Here is an 18,404-nt window from a genome sequence, read left to right on the forward strand (position 1 = left end):
CCGCGGCAAGGGCCTGTCGACGACTGGATTGTCAGCGGGCTCGGAGGTGACCGGGTGCGTGGCCGGCGTGGTGGCGGAACCATCGGGAGAAGGCGCTGAGTTCGGAGAAGCCGAGTTCTGTGGCGATATCGCTGAGGGTGCGGTCGTGGTGGGTGAGATAGCGGTGGGCCAGGTCGAGGCGGGTGCTGTTGAGGACGGTGAGGAAGGATTCGCCGTCGCGCTGGAGTTGGCGGTGCAGTGTTCTGCGGTCCATGCCCAGGTGATCGGCGACGGTGGCGGCCGAGCACTGTTGGGTGGGGAGCAGAGTTTCGATAATGGCCCGGACGCGGCCGGAGATGGTTTCGTCGGGTGCCGCCAGCGATCTCAGGTAGTCGCGCGCGTAGGGGCGCAACAGCGGGTCGGCGAGTGGGTTGGCGGAATCGAGATCGTGGCTGTAGCAGACGATTCCGTCGAAGCTCTGGTCGAATTCGATGGAGGGTCCGAGGATCGGATGGTCGTCGGTGCGCTGCGCCGGTGCGCCGTGGGTGAAGCAGACCGAGAGCGGGTGCCAGTCCTGACCGAGGAACTCGCGCAGGATCCGGCAGGTCGCGCCGACCGTCAGTTCGATGGACTGCCGACCGAGCACGAATCCCGGCGCGGACTGGATGAGAATCGTTGTCAGGCTGCCGGTTTCGGAGAGCCGGGTACGTAGCGCTTCGTTGTGCAGGGCGATGTGACGCAGCGCGATGGTGAGTGCGCTGCGAATCTCGGGCTCCTCACGCGCCACCAGGGCAACCGGTCCGAGATTGGCCAGGCCCCGCCGCGCGGCCAGCCGCAGCCCGAAGGTCTCGCAGTTCGATTCGTGTGCGGTGCGTTCCATCAACAGGTCGAGCGCGTCGGCGGGCAGCCACAGATCGCTGGCGGTGAGCGCCGCGGCGCCGATACCGACCGAACGCAGCAACAGCATCGGGTCGACGTCCAGCGAGAGCGCCAGATCGACGTAGCCGGACAGGACGGCGCTTCGGACCATGGGGGCCATCGATTCACCCTCGCTTCCATGTCCCAGATTGTCAAGTTTCTCGTCCCATATGGTCAAGCATCATGCGGTGCTCCCGAATACCGTGACGGCAGTTACGCCAGAACGCATCGAAGGAGCTGCCGGTGACCGCCGAGTCCGTCCCCACCACAGTCGTCGAAGCCATGCGCGCCCAAGGTGCCTGGAATCCGTTGTGGGACCAGCTGCATGACTGGGACCCCGAATGGACCGAGCAGTTCATGTCGATGGGTTCGCTGCCCATCCGCCGGGGCGTGCTGTCACCGCAAACCGTGGAGTTGCTGTGCATCGCGGTCGATGCCGCCTGCACCCACATGTACTCGCCGGGCGTCCGCCGTCATATTCGCGCCGCCCTGGAATTGGGTGTGTCCCGCGAGGAAATCCTCGCCGTTCTCCAACTGACCAGCGTGCTGGGCATTCACGCCTGCAATATCGGCGTCCCCGTTCTGGCTGAAGAACTCGACGCGTTCCAGCGTCGCCGTGCGGAGCAGCCGTAATCCCGCCCCGCACAGTGCAACCCAGAAGAATCAGGAAGGAAGATCATGCATTATCTCGATGATTCGCTGCTGCCGGAGAACCAGGAGAATCTGGTTATCCAGGTCGCCCCGTACGGCCCGGAGTTCCTGCCCGGCGATTCCGACGACATTCCCGTCACGATGGACGAGCAGGTCCAGAAGGCGGTGGACTGCTACAACGCGGGCGCGCAGGTGCTGCACGTCCACGTCCGCGAGGCCGACGGATTCGGATCCAAGCGACTCGAGCTGTTCAACGAGATGCTCGGTCGCCTGCGCGAAGCGGTGCCGGAGATGATTCTGCAGGTCGGCGGGTCGATTTCGTTCGCGCCGCCCGAGGACGGCGACAAAGCCAAGTGGCTGGACTACGACACCCGCCACCTGCTGGCCGACCTCGACCCGAAACCGGATCAGGTCACCATCGCCATCAACACCAGCCAGATGAACGTCATGGAGCTGCTCAGCGATGACGATATCGAGGGCACCTCACTGCAGAATCCGGTGCTGTACAAGGCATATCGCGACATGGTCCTGGAAGCGGGACCGGACTTCTACATCGAGCACCTGCGCCGTTTGACCACCGCCGGCATCCAGCCGCATTTCATGCTGGGACACGTACACCAGCTCGAGACGGTGGAGCGGCTGATCCGCCGCGGCATCTACACCGGGCCACTGATCCTGAATTACGTCGCGATCGGCGGCGGCGCGGCGGGCACCCATCCGGCCGACCTGATGGAGTTCATTCGCCGGACCCCGGACGGCGCGGTGCTGACCATCGAGACCATCATGCGCAATGTCACCCCGATGTGCACCATCGCGATGGCCATGGGCCAGCACGTGCGGGTCGGCATCGAGGACAACCTGTGGGGCCGCAAGGGCGAACGCCGGACCTCGGTGCAGCAGATCGAGCAGATGGTCCGCATCGCCGGTGAACTCGGCCGGGAAGTGGCCACCTGCAAGGAAGCCCGCGAGATCTACAAGTTCGACGAGGTCTACACCGACACCGACGACGCGCTGGCCAAGATCGGATTCCCGCCCAACCGGAAACCGGGACAGCTCGGATTCCTGCACCACGCTTGATCTTTCGCCAGGCAGGTGCGCCGACGCCGGTCGGCGCACCGCGACGTGTTGATTCCACCAGGCTCGAGGAAGCGCCATGGATCTCTCCACCACACCGTCCGACCCGCCGATCACCGCCCCGCCCGACAACCGTTCGCGGATCTTCCCCTGGGTCGTGTTCGGCCTGACCTTCGGGCTGCTGCTCTCGGATTACATGTCCCGCCAGGTGCTCTCAGCGGTATTCCCGTTGCTGAAATCCGAATGGGGACTGTCGGATTCACAGCTGGGCGCATTGACCAGCGTCGTCGCCCTGATGGTGGGGCTGCTGACGTTCCCGCTGTCGCTGCTCGCCGACCGGTGGGGGCGGGTGCGCAGCATGCTGGTGATGGCGACGGTCTGGAGTCTGGCCACCCTGCTGTGCGCGCTCGCCGAGAATTATCACCAGTTGCTCGGTGCGCGGTTCCTGGTCGGCGTCGGTGAGGCCGCGTACGGCAGTGTCGGTGCCGCGGTAATGCTTTCGGTGTTTGCGCCGCAACTGCGCGCCTCGTTGAGCGGGGCATTTCTCGCCGGTGGCTCGTTCGGATCGGTGGTGGGTGTCGCGGTGGGCGGGGTGATTGCCGAACATATCGGCTGGCGTTGGACTTTCGCCGTCATGGCCGCGCTGGGACTGTTGCTGGTCGCGGTGTTCCGCGTCCTGGTGACCGAATCATCTTTACGCCGGCATACTTTCACCGATTCCCCGGCGGGCGACGGAGACTCCCCCGCGCCGAGCAACACGGTGCGCGCACCCCTGTCCAGCTTGTTCTCGTCGGTCCCGTTGTGGTGCGCCTATATCGGCGGCGGCCTGCAACTGTTCGTCGGTGCGGCGCTGATGGCCTGGCTGCCGAGTTTCTTCCAGCGCTCCTACGCCATGCCCACCGACCACGCCGGACTCGCGGCCTCGGGGTATGTGTTGCTCATCGGAGCCGGAATGGTGGCGTGCGGCATTCTCACCGACCGCGCGGCTCGCCGAAATCCATTGCGGCAGTGGAGCAGCGCGCTGTTGTACTGCACGATCTCGCTGATCCTGCTGACGGCGGCCTTCAGCCTCGGCACGGGCCCGATTCAACTGACCGTTCTCGCACTGGGTGCGCTGACCGCCGCCGGATCAGCGGGCGCCATGTCTTCGATGGTGGTCAGCCTGACCCACCCCGGCTTGCGGGCAACGGCTCTCGCCGTAGTCACCTTGGCCAACAGCATCCTCGGACTCGCGCTCGGGCCTCTGGTCGTGGGCATTCTCGCCGATCGGTACGGGCTCGCGTCCTCCTTGCGCCTGGTGCCGCTGGCCTACCTCGGCGCCATCGGGTTCCTCGTGCTGGGCCGCTACACCTATCCAGCCGGACTGCGCCGACTCGCCGACTCGGGCCGGGAACCATCCGGCCCGTCTACCCTCCCGTGAGGACTCCCATGCTCAATCTCGCTGTCCTGCTGGGTGATACAGCCCGGCGCACTCCGAACCGCGATGCCGTGGTCGTCGGCGATCAACGACTGACCTACGCCCAGATCGACGCCGCCGCCAACCGAATCGCCCAGCTGCTGGTCGACCACGACATCCAGCCCGGTGACAAGGTCGCGCTGTCCTGCCCCAATATCGCGTGGTTCCCGATCATCTACTACGGCATCCTCGAGGCCGGAGCAACGGTGGTGCCGCTCAACACCCTGCTCAAGGATCGCGAAATCGCCTACCACCTCGATGATTCCGATGCCAAGGCGTTCTTCTGCCACGAGGGCACAGCGCAACTGCCGACCGGTGCATACGGCCGCGCCGGATTCGACCAGGCGCCCAACTGCCGCCACCTGTTCCTCATCGATTCCGCCGCCCCGCTGGACGTCGAGAATCCCGGCGAACTGGCGACCGCGATCCAGGCATACCCCGCCGAATTCACCATGCGGACAACGAATCCCGACGACACGGCGGTCATCCTCTACACCTCGGGCACCACCGGCAAACCCAAGGGCGCCGAACTGACCCATGCGAACATGCTGCTCAACGCCTTCACTGCCAACCGGCAATTCGGCAATGACCTCGCGCAGCACGATCGACGCCTGGTGGTGCTTCCGCTGTTCCACTCCTTCGGGCAGACGATCATCATGAATGCCGGTTTCTCGGTGGGCGCGACACTCGTGCTGCAACCACGTTTCGAAGCCGCGGGCGCCTTGGAGCTCATGCGCGCCGAGCGGATCACGCTCTTCGCCGGTGTGCCGACCATGTATTGGGCGTTGCTCGAAGCCCTAGGACACACCGGCAGCGCAGGCGATATCGCAGAACATCTGCGGCTCGCGCTCTCCGGCGGCGCCGCGCTCCCCGTCGAGATCCACACTCGCTTCCGGCAGCGCTTCGGAGTGAATATCGCCGAGGGCTACGGACTCTCGGAGACCTCCCCGCTCGCCCTGTTCGCGGACACGGCCGACGGACCACGACCCGGATCGATCGGCAAGCCGGTGTGGGGTGTGGACGTGCGTCTACTCGACGACGACCGGAACCCGATCACGGCGGACGACACCGTCGGTGAGATCGCCGTCCGCGGCCACGACGTCATGAAGGGCTACTACCGAAACCCCGGCGCCACAGCCGAAGTCATGCACGACGGCTGGTTCCGCACCGGCGATCTGGCCCGCCGCGACCCCGACGGCTACTACTACATCGTCGACCGCGCCAAGGACATGATCCTGCGCGGCGGACTCAACGTCTACCCCCGTGAAATCGAAGAAGTCCTGATGACCCACGAAGCGGTATCCCTGGCCGCGGTCATCGGAATCCCCCACCGAAGCCACGGCGAGGAAATCAAGGCGTACGTCATCGCGGCCCCCGGGACAGACCCGTCGGAGGCATCGCTCATCGACTGGGCCAGACAACGTATGGCCGCCTACAAATACCCCCGCCATATCGAATTCGTCCCCACGCTGCCGATGACCTCCACCGGCAAAATCCTCAAACGCGAACTCCGCACCAGCAGCTGAAAATTCCTGCGCGGCAAGCTCATTTACGCCGGATGCGAGAGAGCACCGAAAGCGAGAACACAATGCCACTATCCAACAGGACCGCCGTGGTAACCGGCGCGGGCCAGGGACTGGGCAGGGCGATCGCGGTGGCGATGGCCCGCGCGGGCGCCGACATCGTCGCCTGCGACATCCGGCCCGACACCCTCGCAGCCGTCACCGACGAGATCCACGCGATTGGCCGCCGGTGCCTACCGGCCCGGGTCGACGTCTCCGACCGAGACGCGGTCGACCAGATGTTCCACGGGGCCGCGGACCATTTCGGCAGCCTCGACATCCTGGTCAACAACGCCGCGCTCGTGCCCGACTCCCCGGCCGAGGAAGCACGCCGCAACCGGCACTACGCGTTTCTGACCACGCCGGCCGAACGCCAATCTCTCGGTATCACAACAAGTCTCACCGACGACGACTGGCTGAAATGGTGGAATGTGAACGTGCACGGCGTGTTCTGGTGCACACGCGCCGCGTTGCGGCACATGGAGCCGCGGCGCCACGGCCGGATCATCAATATCACCTCCATCGCCGGGATTTCCGCGGCGAGCACGCATAGTCCCGGCTATTCGGCCACCAAAGCCGCGGTCGCCAGCCTCACCAAGACCGTCGCCCTCGACGTCGCCGGAGCCGGTGTCCTGGTCAACGCCATCGCGTGCGGCGCCGTCGCCACGCCACCGTTCCAGACATACCTCGCCACGGCCACCGACGAACAGAAACGCAACCTGTACCAGCTGATCCCCGTCGGGCGGCTGGGGACGCCCGAGGAGTACGCATCCCTGGCCGTCTACCTCGCCGGTGACGATCACTACCTCACCGGACAGGTCATCAGCCCCAACGGCGGGGCCGTGATGTGACCCGCGCACCCCTGAGCGACTCCACCGAGCCCGCTCTCGTCATCGTTCCCGGACTCGACGACCGGTCCTCGAACCACTGGCTGAACACCCTGGCCGCCGCCCGGCCCCACGCTCGAACCGTGCCGCGACCGCCCGTGGGCGCTCACCTGGATCGGAAGGCATGGGTAGCGAACCTGTCGGACGTGGTGTCGACGCTGTCCGGCGAGATCGTCCTGACCGCCCATGGCGCGGGTGTCCTGACCGTCGCGCACTGGGCACAACGATCGAACCGGCCGATCCGCGCGGCATTGCTGGTCACACCACCGGACTTCGAACATCCACCCGGCGACGATTCGCGTCTTCGCCGACTCGGGTGCACTCACGGCTGGTCCCCAGTCCCCCGTAGCACGCTGCCGTTTCCCACCATCCTGGCCAGCAGCGCCAACGATCCCTACGCCAGCCACCGGCGTGTCACCGGTCTCGCCGAATCCTGGGGCAGCCGCCCCGTGGAACTCGGCCCGGTCGGACATCTGGACCCCACCGCCGGGTATGGACCCTGGCCCCGAGCAGCACAACTGCTCAACGAATTGATCTCGCCCACAAGGCACTCCGCAGTCATGCACCATCGATGAACCAAGGAACCACCTGATGAGGAAAACCACCGCCACCGCCGCGCTCGCCACGACCGCGCTCGTGCTCGCCGCCGCCACCGCCAACGCCGCCCCGCAACCCGGCGACGACAACGCCGCCGTGCACTACGAGGTCACCCGTCGAGGCGACGCCGCCGTCCTGACCATCAGCGGCGGCGAACTACACGCTGCCGCAGACCAACTCGTCCTCGTGGACCGCGACCGGCAAGCGGTCGCCGCCATCCCACTCACCTACCGCATCGACAACACCGCCTACCCGATCACCGCGCGAATCGACGGCGCCACAGCAACACTCACCCCCGATCGAAGCCACGGCCAGCCGATCCAGGCGGCCACCCGCGACCAGATCATCACGACCGACCAGGCCGCGACCCAGGTGGCCGAATCCTTCACACCGCGCGACACCCAAGCCCTGGGCGTCTTCGCCCAACGCGCCGCCATCGGCGCCGCAGTCAGCGCCGTACTGGGCGCGGTGCTCGGCGCGGGCGCCGGCTGCCTGGTCGGAGCGGCCGCCGGGGCCACGGTCAGCAGCCCGCTCCTCGTCCTGCTGGTGCCCTTCGTCGGAGCCACCATCGCAGGCTGTGTCCTGGGCGCCGCCACCCTCGGCGCCGTCGGCTCCATGATCGGCCTGGTCATCGCTGGCGGCCCCATCACCCTGTTCTCCGCGATCCAATACTTCTCAACGATCCTCGCCCCCTGCCCGCCCGACACCGTCTACTGCAAAGACCCGGCACAAACGACCACACCCGGGAAATAGCCCTCAGGGATTCGAACCGACAACACTGAACAATCGTTGGGCCGACACCCCAGCGAACGCAGCCGTCCCGTGGGTTCCGTTGCGTCCATCGGAAAATGACTGGTAGCAGTGGGTTTCGTAGTGTTCGTTGACTACTGGGCACGGACATACCGGACGGTTGCCAAATTCGTTGCCACAAACCTCGACAAAGATTGAGGGCGGTCCTGAAACCTACCGGTCAGGACCGCCCTCGTTTGTAGCGGGGACAGGATTTGAACCTGCGACCTCTGGGTTATGAGCCCAGCGAGCTACCGAGCTGCTCCACCCCGCGTCGGTGTTCACTACCTTGCAGACTCGCGGTCGCCGGAACCTAATCGCCTGGTGAGAGCCCGTTTTCAGGGCAGGGGGCAGGCGTCCGCGACGAGGGTGGTGGTGTTGTCGGTGCCGCCGGTGGCCAGGGCGGATTCGACGAGGGTTTCGGCGGCGGTCCGGCCCGAAGTGGCGTCGGCCAGAATCGATTTGATGGCGGGCATGGCGAGGCTCTTGCCGATGCCGTCGGTGCAGAGCAGCAGGCGGCCGGTGCTGGAGCCGGTGGTGGCGTGGCCGATGTCCTCCGGGCGGGCGGTGCGGGGCGGAGGTGGTGACGAGATGGGCCATGCCGGGGAGAGGGTCGTGGCCGCGGGCCCGGAAGTATTCGGCGACAGTATGATCGGTGGTGACGCGGTGCAGGACGCGGCCGTTCCACCGGTAGGCGCGGCAATCACCCACCCAGGCGAGGTCACAGGGGGCGTCGAGGTGACCGGCGGCGGGAAAAGCACGGCAACGACCAGTACGGTGTAGGCTCCGGCCTCGGGCAGCTCGCGGAGCAATTCCTGTTGGGTGGCAACGATTCCCGCGTGGCGCCCTGCCGGGCGGCCACCCGCGCCGCGGTCCGCGCCGCTAGCCGGGCCGCCCGCGCGGCGGCCATATGATCACCGACCCCCGTCGGCGACGACGAAAGCGCCACGGCCCGTGCGATTGTCGGTGCAGGTGGCGACGGACCCGAGCCGAGATGTCCCTGGCCCCACATCGGTCGGCAGCGAAGGCGAGCCCGACCTTCGTGAAGCCAAACACCCTGGGCAGAAGTGAATCTCGTTCAGGAGACCAAACCAGGGTTACGTGCAGCAAGATTGAGGATTCGGCACTGCGAAGACTGCACACGACCGAGCGGCGACTGCCCACTTCGAGCGCGCAAGGTTCTCTGCCATCAGGCCGAGGAATCGCCAAGTCGGAAAACGTGCAGATATGCAACAACCAAACTGAGCCGTTTGGCGAATCCGTGCTCAGTTCAGTTGTTGCACCGCAGGTCAGAGTCTTGGTGTGCAACAACTACACTGAGCGCCGACATGACGGTACAGAATCGGTGGGCAAGAAATATTGTGGCATGCTTGCCCCTTGGTGGAAAATTTCCGGATCGAGCCGAAATCGCTGGGTGTGGCCCACGACTGGACCGCTGGTTCCATTGACCGCTCCCCCGGCCCACGGCCCCTGGTCCATTGATCGTCACAGTGACGTATTAATCTGGACTGGCTGGATGGTGGAATCTGTTGCTATCAGGGCGAACTCGCTGCCGGATCAGCTCTCCGGTGCCGGCAAGCTCCGGGATGGGCCTTATCCCGCGGGCTGGGTGCGCCCGATGCCTCGCCAGCCCAGTGGGAGTTGGACGCGCCCTGCCCGGATGTCGCCGATGAGGTGGGCGTAGCCGTCACGAACTTCGCCGAGATGGACCCATGCGGAGTGCCGCAGCTCCTCGCAGTCGCTGTGCAGCACCGTCCACCATGCCTCGGCGTAGGTCTTGGCCACATGGCTGATCACCTCGCCGAAGGTATGCGTGTGGCGGCGGGCGCACCGGCTGTGGCGCACGGTGGACGCGGCCCAGGAGTTGATCTTGTCGATGACCTTCGCGATATCCGCGCACAGCGCCGCCTCGGTGACCTCCGGTACGTTCCGCCGCGGATTCAGAACCGCCGAAATCAGCGCGGCGTGCAGATCGCCGAGTTCTCTGGCCCACGTGATGAGCGGGAACGGCTCGGTGAGCCGCCCGGCGATCGCGGCCAGTAGTTGGTCCGGCGACAGCAGGGACGCCGCATCCGTCGCCTGATCCCCGTACGCCGCTACACCCGTGCTCATGGGTGACCACAGGTGACGCTGCCAGAGGAGCTGGTCGTCATGCGATAGGTGCGAAAGCTCGTCGCTCAATGACGGCCTCGGTGGAATGGACGTGGTGATACATGGGCGGTAAGTCAACTTTTCGCGGTGAATGGTTGATGTAGAGAACGCGCCGCTGCGACTCGGGGCATTATGCTAATACTGACTGCGTACTCAGTCAACGACTAGTCGAGTAGTCGGTCGGTGCGAGGGTGTCCGGAAATTTTGGACGAGGAGGGGCGGGATCGGTGAATGAACGTGCGGTGGGACCGGGCAAGTCAGGCGCGATTCTCGATATTTTCACGCGCCATGTCGCCGAGAAGGGCTATGACGGAACGAGTTTCAGCGGTGTCGCCAGCGAGCTGGGTATCTCGCAGGGCTTGATCGTGCATCATTACGGCACGAAGGCGCGGTTGATGGAGGCTCTGCACGTTTCCTATATGCGGCGCCGTATCGCTGAGGCGGAGCGAATCGTGTCGACCTTCGCTACACCGCCCGAGCAGCTGGCCGGGCTGCTGCACGCGGCCATGCTGTATCAGGTGCACGACCGAAATGGCACTGTCGCATTCCAGCGCGAGGTCGCACGGCTCGCGCAGGAGGATGAGGATTCCGAGGGGCGCAAGCTGCGCAGGCATTACATCGGAATCCTGCTCGGCGTCCTGGACGCGGGTATCGCGTCCGGTGACTTCCGGCCCGTCGATACCAGCATCCGGAGCCTGCTCATTTTCGGTGCCGCGCAATGGGCGTGGACGTGGTTCGAGCCGGAAGGGCGCAGATCCGCCGAACAGGTCGGTGCCGAACTGGTCGATCTCACTCTGGGATCTCTGTTGGTGGACAGGGCGTCGTTGCCGCGCCTCAGCGATCCCGAAGGCCAGATCGTCGCAACGGTGATCGGCATCATCTCCGGTGCCCCGGAGGCGTCTCCGGCAGCGTTGGGGGAATGACCCGGCGCCGACCTGAACCATTCGGGGGTATGCGGCGGCTCGGCAGGGTTAGTCGAGGCGGGTGGCGGCCACGGCCCACACGGGTATGTGCACCCGGTTGTTCTTCAGCAGCGGCCCGATGATCTGGAGTTGTTCCATCATCGGCTTCATCCGATCGGCCCATCGGGGGTCGTCGCTCATCTCCTTGGTCATGTAGGCGAACGTCTCGGGGCTGAAGTTGGCCTGGTAGGTGGTGGTTCCCAGGTGGTCGATGACCCACCCGGTCGCGGAGAGCACGCGGTCGAAATTCTCCGCCGGCAATCCTTCGAGCTGGAGGCCGTTGACGTTGTGGCGGCCGAATTCGAACATGAACAGTCGCGCCGCCGGTCTGGTGGCGCGGTGCAGGGCCTGCGCGTACCGGATCTGGGTTTCTTCGTCGTCGAGGAACACGTGGTAGAACGCGCTGTCGATGACGGTGTCGAACCGATTCTCCAAGCCCTCGAGTTTGGTGGCATCGGCCACCTGGAAGTCCACGGTCACCTCGGCCCGCTCGGCGTTGCGCTTGGCCCGCTCGATCGCCGAGGGCGAGGAGTCGATACCGGTGACCGAGTAGCCCTTGGATGCGTAGTAGATCGCGTGATGTCCCGGGCCGGTTCCGGGGTCGAGCACCTCGCCCCGTACCGCGCCGTAGGCCACCAGCTGCTGTACCACCGGCTGTGGGCCGCCGATGTCCCAGGGGATCAACGCGGGAGCATCCTGTTCCGATGACGTGTCGTGGTACAGCGCTTCGAAGTCTGGCTGATCGGTGTGTTTCGGTTCCGTGCCCATGACTCCTCCTTCGATTGCGGATGGGCAACATCTGAAGGGTCGTGCCAGCGATGAGACCAAATTGGTTCCGATGGTGGCGCGTCGGTTCTCGGATCATCAGTTTAGTTGTTGCACCACCGGCGCTTGGCCGGTGCTGTTGTTCTTTTCGTGTTCGGCGCCGAATATGCTTCTGGCGAATTGAAATCCTTTGGCGTATTTGGCTTCTGGTGGAATTTTCTGATTCGACCGAGATTGGTGATCGTGGCCGATGGCGTGGCTGCGTGTACCCCTACCCCTCCGGCTGCCGCCGCTTTCCCACCCTGATTTCTCGGCATTCGATACGTCACAGTGACGCAGCGTGGTCGATTGGCTGGATGGTGGAAACTGTTGCCGCCGCAGCGAGTTGGTTCGCGGTGTCGGCAGTTCCGCTCAGTGGGACACGGGCCGGTCGTCGGCCCGAAGGCTGGGTTACTGTCCGGTTGGTTCGATGATCAGCATCACATTCCGGGTAGCAGGGCTATGAAACTGACGTATTTGCTGTGGGGGGCCGAATTGAAGACGAGCCTGCATGATGGCGAACTGCGGCGGGCGCTGTCCTACCGTGGTGTCAGCGAACTGCAGGTGAATATCCGTGACGAGTACGTCGCCGCGGCCGAGCTGTGGATGTGCACCTACGACACACCCGTCGACGCCGTGGTGACGCTGCGTGGGGTCGAGGATCCCGATCAGATCACCGCACTGCTGCGGCCGCTGGCCGATCGGCTCGACGGGTTCGTCGTCGACGAGCTCACCCCGTTGCGCCCGCCGCGCACCGACAGCGGTGTCCGCGCCGACGCATTGGCGCGCATCGCGGTGATGAGGATTCCGGCGGGGATGACCCGGGCGCAGTGGCTGGAGAACTGGATCGGCGACCACACCCAGGTCGCGCTGGACAACCAGGCCAGTCTGGGCTACATCCAGAATCCGGTGCTGGGCTCGATCACCCCCGGCGGGCGGGTGGACGCCGTTGTCGAGGAACTGTTCCCGATGGCGGCCATGTCGGATCCGCACGCCTACTGGGGAAGTGGCGGTGACGACACCGAACTCGAGCGTCGCTGTACCCGCATGCTCGACAGCATCGCGCGTTTCGGCGCCGACCGCGACCTCGACGTCATCCCGACCAGCCGCTACGTCTACTCCCTGCGCTGACCGGTCCGCGGCGCAGCGGTATCAGCGGGATGTGGCGAGGATCGTGGAGGCCGGAACGGCGGATACCGCCCCACTCCGGCAGCCGCACGGCAGTGTCGGCCACCGCGGCGCGCGGGCGATCTCCATGTCGGGGCCGATGAGGAGGGTGGCCTTGCCGGCGGTCAGGGACCGGCCGGACGAACCCGGCCGCACCGGGCGCTGAACCGTTCGAGCAGATGATTGTTGGTCACGACAGCTGCTCGCGGTCGATGAGGACGCCCGGGTTGAGGATCCATGCGGGGTCGAGGGCGTGTTTGGTGGCGCGCAGCGCGGTGGCGAACGGGCCGGGTCGTTCCCGGTCGTACCAGGGCCGGTGGTCGCGGCCGACGGCGTGATGGTGGGTGATGGTGCCACAGTTGGCGGAAATCGCTTCGGAGACAGCGGTTTTGATCTCGTCCCACTGTTCGACGGTGCTCCCCCACCGGCCGGCGGCGTACACGCCGAAGTAGGGTGCGGGCCCGTCGGGATAGACGTGGGTGAACCGGCAGGTCAGCACGCCGGTGACACCGGTGGACCGGAATGCGTCGGCGGCGGCGGTCTCGACGGCGGCGCGCAGCTGGTCGAATCGGTCCCAGGTGCAGGCGGTTTCGAAGGTTTCGGTGATCATCGACTGGGCGGCGAGGGCGTCGCGCTGGTAGGGCATGCGCAGGAACGACGAGCGCCAGATGTCGGAGGGGTCGGTGTCGGGTGCGGTGGCGGGTGCCTCGTCGCGGGTGCGGCCGCCGAACCCGGCGCAGATCTCGACGGCACGCCGCAGGGAATCGTCGACGGGGTGGTCGGCGGATTCGAATCCGAGGACCAGGACTCCGCCGGCGGCGGCGACTCCGGCGTTGAGGAATGCTTCGGCGGGGTCGAGCAGCCGGCAGTTGGCCGGGTTCAGCCCGGATTGGGCCAGGGTGCGGGTGGCGTCGACGGCGGCGCGGTAGTCGTCGAACAGGACCGAGGCCTTCGCGCGCCAGCGGGGCCGATCCTGCAGCCGCATCCACGCTTCGGTGATGACGCCGAGGGTGCCCTCCGAGCCGAGGAACAGGCGGTCGGGGGCCGGCCCGGCGCCGGAGGCGGGCAGCCGCCGCGATTCGCTGACCCCGACGGGGGTGACGACGCGCATGGATTCGAGCAGGTCGTCGATGTGGGTGTAGAGGGTGGCGTAGTGTCCGCCGGCGCGGGTGGCGAGCCAGCCGCCGAGGGTGGAGAACTCGAACGATTGCGGGAAGTGCCGCAGGGTCAGGTCGTGGGGTCGCAGCGCGGATTCCAGTGCGGGCCCGAGGATTCCGGTCTGGATGCGGGCCGCGCGGCTGGTGCGGTCGATCTCGAGGACCTGGTCGAGCGCGGTGAGATCGAGCGCGACGGTGCCGGGATAGTCGCGGCAGTCGCGGGGTTCGACGCCGCCCACGACCGAGGTGCCGCCGCCGAAGGGGATGACCGCGAGTCCTGCACCGGCGCACCAGTCGAGGACATCGACGACGTCCTGCTCGGTGCGCGGCCGCACGACCAGGTCGGGGACGTCGCCGATGCGGCCGAGCAGGTTGCGCACGATGTCGCGGAAGGCCTGCCCGTGGCCGTGCAGGACACGGTCGGCGGTGTCGTAGGAGGCGATCCCGGCCAGGGCCTGCGGGGCGCGGGTGCGGGGTTGCGGGATCGGGAGTGCGGTGAGCTCGGGTGGCTGGTGGATGGTGAGGTCGGCGCCGGGCAGCAGGGCCGCGATCCGCTGGGTGAGTGCGGTGCGTTCGGCGCCGGTGACGGCGTCCTCGACGGTGCCCCATCCCCACCACGATCTGGTTGCCATGGTCGTATCCTCCACTCGCCACATTAATGACTGATGGGTAAATTACTACATGGTCAATAATGCTGGCGGCAAGAGGCAGCATCGCGGACACCGCTGCGTGGCCACCGGATTCGGGTCATCCGAACGCGGCGATGAGCCGGCGGGTCCTGGCCGCCATCTCCGGCCCCGGCACCTGCGGATGCCGCTGCCACCAGTGGATCAACGCGGTCACCGCACCGATCCACACCTCGGTGAACGCCGCGAGATCGACCGGATCGGTGATCTCACGCGCGGCCATGAACGCCGACATCCCGCGCGCGGCCTGCGCTTCGATCCGCGCGCGCGCCGCGTTCGCGGCCTCGGCGGCCGGGCCGTCGGCGGGATGGCTGCGATCCAGCAGCACGTTCCAGTCGTGCGGGCGGTGCTCGAGCGCACCGAAGAGCGCCAGCAGGGTCTGCTCGGCCGTGGTCGGATCCGCGGTCCCCGACAGCACCGGCTCGACCGCCCCGGTGACGGCCCGGGCGGCCCGGTCCACGCACGCGGCATAGAGTCCGTCCCTGGTGTCGAAACACGTGTGCACCAATGTCTTCGACACCCCGGCCTGTTTGGCGACGGCCGCCATCGACAGACCCGCGTAGCCGACCCGCGCGATCTGTGCGGCGGCGGCGTCGAGGATCTGCTCCTCGCGTTCGGCGCGCGGCACATTCCTGCTGCCCGCGGTGCGTGCCATCTCAGCCCCTCCCGGATGCGGCGGTCACGACAGTGCCGTGATCAGGCGGCGGCTGCGCGCGATCATCGCCGCGGCGGATTGTTCGGGATGGCGGATCCACCACGACACCAGCGCGGTGACCGAACCCATCCAGATATCGGTCAACACCGACAGATCCTGCGGATCGCCGACCCCGCGCGCCCGCATGACCGCGCTCGCCCCGTGCGCGGCCTGCGCGGCGATGCGCCGGCGCGCCGCCCGGGCGGCATCCGCGGCCGGGCCGTCGGCGGGATGACTGCGATCGAAGAGGACATTCCAGTAGTAGGGGCGATGCTCGAGGACTCCGAAGATCGCGGCGAGGGTGTTCGCCGCCATCTCCAGCTCGGCCGGACCGGCGATGACGGTGTCGATCGCGTCGCCGATCGCCGCGGCGGCCCGGTCCACGCACGCCGCGTACAACTGGTCCTTCGTGCCGAAGTAGGTGTACACCAACGGTTTCGACACCCCGGCCTGGGCGGCGACCTCACCGGGATTCAGCCCGGCATATCCGACCGCGGCGATACGTTCGGCGGCGATCTCCAGGATCTGGTTCTCCCGCTCGGCGCGCGGCACACCCTTGGTTCCCGCCGTACCCATTCCACCGTCCTCGGTCACACACCCTGTCACCAGCAACTTACCGAACCGGCGAACGCGCCCGGCCCTCCCGCCGCGCGCGCCGGGCACCGGGCGACCCTGTCGGGCTCGGCCGAGGACGGTCGCGGCCGCCCCGGTTCTCACGCGTGACGCGAGGGACGACCGATGGGTGCCCGAGCGTGGAAGCTGTTGGCGCCGAAGAGGATCGGGTGGATACGGCACACGTCGGGACCCGCGGGCCGGCCCGCCGCCGATCTGCCGCGCGGCGCGGACATGAGCGAGCCCCGCTGCGGGCAGGTGCCGGAAGGGGGCTCGCGCGGCGTCGGGTCAGCGGATGGTGCCGGCGCCCGGGATCAGGGGCAGATCCAGTGGGGTGACCCAGCCCGGCGGTAGGGCGTTGACCGCGGGCACGGCGTTGAGGGCGCGCATGCCGGTGGCCAGGCATCCCGCGACGGCGGGGGTGCGGCCCGAACCGTCGGTGAAACGGAACGAGGTCTCCTGCGAGATCGACGGGCTGCCGATGATGTCGACCCGGTAGACGTCGTCCTTGGTGCCCGCGGGCCAGTCGGGGGCGGCGTCGAGGCCGATGCGGTTGACGTGTTCGAGGGTGATGACCTCGCGGCCGCGATACACCCCGTTGACGGTGAAGCGGATCGCGGCGACCGTGCCGGCCTTGATGATGCCCTTGGCCGAGGGCCGGTCCTCGGGCGTCACCCACTTGTCCCAGGTGGTGGTGATGGCGTCGAGTTCGATCCCGGCGGCGGTGGCGATCATGGGAACCGTTGCGCCCCATGCCATCACGAGCATGTCGGGGTGTTCGAGCAGGGCGGTGAACTCGGGCGGGTGGCCGATGCCCATCTCGAATTCGTAGTCGCCCTCGTAGTCGGTGTAGTCGAGCAGTTCGGAGGCGCGCACGGATTCGACCTCACCGCACAGGCCCATCAGGGTCATGGGGAACAGGTCGTTGGCGAAGCCCGGGTCGATGCCGGTGGTGAAGCACGACGCCCCGCCGGCCGCGCACGCCTCGGTGATCGGGTCGCGCCACAACGCGGGCAGCTTGTCCATGTGCGGCCACACCCACGGGGTCATCGCGGTCGAGCACACGTCGATGCCCGCGCGCAGGAACGACCCGATGACGCGCATGTTCTCCTCGGCGAACGCGGCCGTCGGCCCGTAGTGCACGACCGCGTCCGGGCGCAGTGCGATCAGCTCCTCGACCGAATCTGTCGCGAGGACACCGGTTTTCGCGGCCCCGCACAGGTCCCCGGCGTCCTTGCCGACCTTGTCGGGATTGCTGACGCCGACCCCGACCAGGTCGAAGCGCGGGTGGCGCAGGATCTGGGCCAGCACCATGGACCCGACCACACCGGTTCCCCACAGCACGATGCGCTTGTTCACGGTTGCTCCTGTACTCATCGGTGGAACTCGCCGCAGTCGACGGTGAGCATCTGGCCGGTGACGGCGGTGGCGAGATCACTGGCCAGGAACAGGGCCGCGCGCGCGACCTCCTCGGGTCCGGCGAGGCGGCCCAGATCGGTGGGCGCGGCCTTCTGCCGGTAGATGTCGTCGTGGGTGACCCCGGCCTGGCCTGCCAGCCAATCGAAATAGGCCTTGTTGATGTCCTCGTACACATACGACGGTGCGACGGAATTGACGCGGATGCCGCGCGGCCCGAGTTCGGTGGCCAGCGACGAAGCCAGGTGCGCGAGTGCGCCTTTGGACAGTTTGTAGCCCGAGTACTCCGGTTGCGAACTGTAGGACACGCACGAGTTGAGCATGATGACCGACCCGCGTGAGCGTTCCAGCGCGTCGGCGAACAGCGCCGACAGTCGCAGCGGCGCGAACACGTTCGTTTCGTTGGCGTGGCGCAGCGCCTCCACCTCGATCTGGGTGATCGGGTACATGGGCGGAATGGCGAAGGCGTTGTTGATCAGGCAGTCGACCCGGCCCATTTCGGCCAGCGTGGTCTCGACGAGGGCGGCGCGCTGGGATTCGTCGGTGACGTCGGTCTTGGCGACCACGGCGGCGCGGCCCAGGGCGCGGACCTCGTCGGCGTATTCGTGCAGGCGTTTCTCGGTGCGTCCGGCCAGCACCAGATCCGCGCCCATGCGGGCGGCTTCGACGGTGAGCGAATGGCCCAGGCCCGGTCCGACACCGGAGACCACGATGACCTTGCCGGCCAGCAGCGGCACCGGCTGGTAGGTGTCGGCGGGGGTGACCTGCGGGGCAGCTGACACGACTCCTCCTCGAGTCCTCAGCGGTTACAGAATGTAACGACTTTGATGTGACAGACTGTA

At 66.9% G+C, this 18,404-nt stretch carries 18 protein-coding genes and 1 tRNA gene; 9 read left to right on the forward strand and 10 right to left on the reverse strand.

What is annotated here, in order from left to right:
• Nucleotides 1–31: 31 nt before the first annotated feature.
• Complete coding sequence (locus tag ACQP1O_RS22610) at nucleotides 32–1,018, reverse strand: AraC family transcriptional regulator (RefSeq protein ID WP_433560487.1); 987 nt, start codon at nucleotides 1,016–1,018, stop codon at nucleotides 32–34.
• Between the two features lie 161 nt (nucleotides 1,019–1,179).
• On the opposite strand from ACQP1O_RS22610, the gene ACQP1O_RS22615 reads away from it, so the two are divergent.
• The 7 genes from ACQP1O_RS22615 to ACQP1O_RS22645 all read left to right on the forward strand — a co-directional run bounded on the left by ACQP1O_RS22615 (nucleotide 1,180) and on the right by ACQP1O_RS22645 (nucleotide 7,877).
• Nucleotides 1,180–1,530 carry a carboxymuconolactone decarboxylase family protein gene (locus ACQP1O_RS22615; protein WP_433567754.1) on the forward strand — a complete coding sequence of 117 codons (351 nt, stop codon included), beginning with the start codon at nucleotides 1,180–1,182 and terminating at the stop codon, nucleotides 1,528–1,530.
• Nucleotides 1,531–1,575: 45 nt separating this feature from the next.
• Entirely contained in the window at nucleotides 1,576–2,625 is a 1,050-nt protein-coding gene (locus ACQP1O_RS22620; RefSeq protein ID WP_433560488.1) for a 3-keto-5-aminohexanoate cleavage protein, read from the forward strand.
• Between the two features lie 76 nt (nucleotides 2,626–2,701).
• Nucleotides 2,702–4,042, forward strand: a complete 1,341-nt coding sequence (locus ACQP1O_RS22625; RefSeq protein WP_433560489.1) for an MFS transporter — start codon at nucleotides 2,702–2,704, stop codon at nucleotides 4,040–4,042.
• 8 nt (nucleotides 4,043–4,050) lie between these two features.
• Entirely contained in the window at nucleotides 4,051–5,604 is a 1,554-nt protein-coding gene (locus ACQP1O_RS22630; protein WP_433560490.1) for a long-chain-fatty-acid--CoA ligase, read from the forward strand.
• Nucleotides 5,605–5,666: 62 nt separating this feature from the next.
• Complete coding sequence (locus ACQP1O_RS22635; protein WP_433560491.1) at nucleotides 5,667–6,491, forward strand: SDR family NAD(P)-dependent oxidoreductase; 825 nt, start codon at nucleotides 5,667–5,669, stop codon at nucleotides 6,489–6,491.
• Nucleotides 6,488–7,102 carry an RBBP9/YdeN family alpha/beta hydrolase gene (locus ACQP1O_RS22640; RefSeq protein WP_433560492.1) on the forward strand — a complete coding sequence of 205 codons (615 nt, stop codon included), beginning with the start codon at nucleotides 6,488–6,490 and terminating at the stop codon, nucleotides 7,100–7,102. Before ACQP1O_RS22635 ends, ACQP1O_RS22640 begins: the two co-directional genes overlap by 4 nt.
• Before the next feature lie 16 nt (nucleotides 7,103–7,118).
• The gene (locus ACQP1O_RS22645; protein ID WP_433560493.1) at nucleotides 7,119–7,877 is read left to right on the forward strand and encodes a hypothetical protein; all 759 of its coding nucleotides are present in this window, start codon (nucleotides 7,119–7,121) and stop codon (nucleotides 7,875–7,877) included.
• 236 nt (nucleotides 7,878–8,113) lie between these two features.
• Here ACQP1O_RS22645 and ACQP1O_RS22650 read toward each other — a convergent pair.
• From ACQP1O_RS22650 to ACQP1O_RS22660, 3 genes are all read right to left on the reverse strand, one after another.
• A tRNA-Met gene (locus ACQP1O_RS22650) sits at nucleotides 8,114–8,187 on the reverse strand.
• A gap of 64 nt (nucleotides 8,188–8,251) precedes the next feature.
• The gene (locus tag ACQP1O_RS22655) at nucleotides 8,252–8,725 is read right to left on the reverse strand and encodes a hypothetical protein (protein ID WP_433560494.1); all 474 of its coding nucleotides are present in this window, start codon (nucleotides 8,723–8,725) and stop codon (nucleotides 8,252–8,254) included.
• A gap of 781 nt (nucleotides 8,726–9,506) precedes the next feature.
• Nucleotides 9,507–10,025, reverse strand: coding sequence for a hypothetical protein (locus tag ACQP1O_RS22660; RefSeq protein WP_433560495.1), 519 nt, complete (start codon nucleotides 10,023–10,025; stop codon nucleotides 9,507–9,509).
• 266 nt (nucleotides 10,026–10,291) lie between these two features.
• On the opposite strand from ACQP1O_RS22660, the gene ACQP1O_RS22665 reads away from it, so the two are divergent.
• On the forward strand, nucleotides 10,292–10,987 hold the full coding sequence (locus ACQP1O_RS22665; RefSeq protein WP_433560496.1) for a TetR/AcrR family transcriptional regulator: 696 nt from the start codon (nucleotides 10,292–10,294) through the stop codon (nucleotides 10,985–10,987).
• A gap of 48 nt (nucleotides 10,988–11,035) precedes the next feature.
• On the opposite strand, the gene ACQP1O_RS22670 is transcribed toward ACQP1O_RS22665, so the two are convergent.
• Nucleotides 11,036–11,794 carry a class I SAM-dependent methyltransferase gene (locus ACQP1O_RS22670; RefSeq protein ID WP_433560497.1) on the reverse strand — a complete coding sequence of 253 codons (759 nt, stop codon included), beginning with the start codon at nucleotides 11,792–11,794 and terminating at the stop codon, nucleotides 11,036–11,038.
• Nucleotides 11,795–12,292: 498 nt separating this feature from the next.
• Here ACQP1O_RS22670 and ACQP1O_RS22675 point away from each other — a divergent pair, with 498 nt between their 5' ends.
• Nucleotides 12,293–12,961 carry a hypothetical protein gene (locus ACQP1O_RS22675; protein WP_433560498.1) on the forward strand — a complete coding sequence of 223 codons (669 nt, stop codon included), beginning with the start codon at nucleotides 12,293–12,295 and terminating at the stop codon, nucleotides 12,959–12,961.
• 226 nt (nucleotides 12,962–13,187) lie between these two features.
• Here ACQP1O_RS22675 and ACQP1O_RS22680 read toward each other — a convergent pair whose 3' ends face one another.
• The 5 genes from ACQP1O_RS22680 to ACQP1O_RS22700 all read right to left on the reverse strand — a co-directional run bounded on the left by ACQP1O_RS22680 (nucleotide 13,188) and on the right by ACQP1O_RS22700 (nucleotide 18,344).
• A complete protein-coding gene (locus tag ACQP1O_RS22680) occupies nucleotides 13,188–14,786 on the reverse strand; it encodes an FAD-binding oxidoreductase (protein ID WP_433560499.1) in 1,599 nt (532 codons plus the stop codon).
• A 115-nt stretch (nucleotides 14,787–14,901) separates the two neighbouring features.
• Complete coding sequence (locus tag ACQP1O_RS22685) at nucleotides 14,902–15,495, reverse strand: TetR/AcrR family transcriptional regulator (RefSeq protein WP_433560500.1); 594 nt, start codon at nucleotides 15,493–15,495, stop codon at nucleotides 14,902–14,904.
• Between the two features lie 24 nt (nucleotides 15,496–15,519).
• Nucleotides 15,520–16,110, reverse strand: a complete 591-nt coding sequence (locus ACQP1O_RS22690) for a TetR/AcrR family transcriptional regulator (protein WP_433560501.1) — start codon at nucleotides 16,108–16,110, stop codon at nucleotides 15,520–15,522.
• 324 nt (nucleotides 16,111–16,434) lie between these two features.
• Nucleotides 16,435–17,523, reverse strand: a complete 1,089-nt coding sequence (locus tag ACQP1O_RS22695; RefSeq protein ID WP_433560502.1) for an NAD(P)H-dependent amine dehydrogenase family protein — start codon at nucleotides 17,521–17,523, stop codon at nucleotides 16,435–16,437.
• Entirely contained in the window at nucleotides 17,520–18,344 is an 825-nt protein-coding gene (locus ACQP1O_RS22700; RefSeq protein ID WP_433560503.1) for an SDR family oxidoreductase, read from the reverse strand. Before ACQP1O_RS22700 ends, ACQP1O_RS22695 begins: the two co-directional genes overlap by 4 nt.
• Nucleotides 18,345–18,404 lie beyond the last annotated feature (60 nt).

This window comes from Nocardia sp. CA-151230 (genome assembly GCF_050942175.1).
Lineage (GTDB): Bacteria > Actinomycetota > Actinomycetes > Mycobacteriales > Mycobacteriaceae > Nocardia.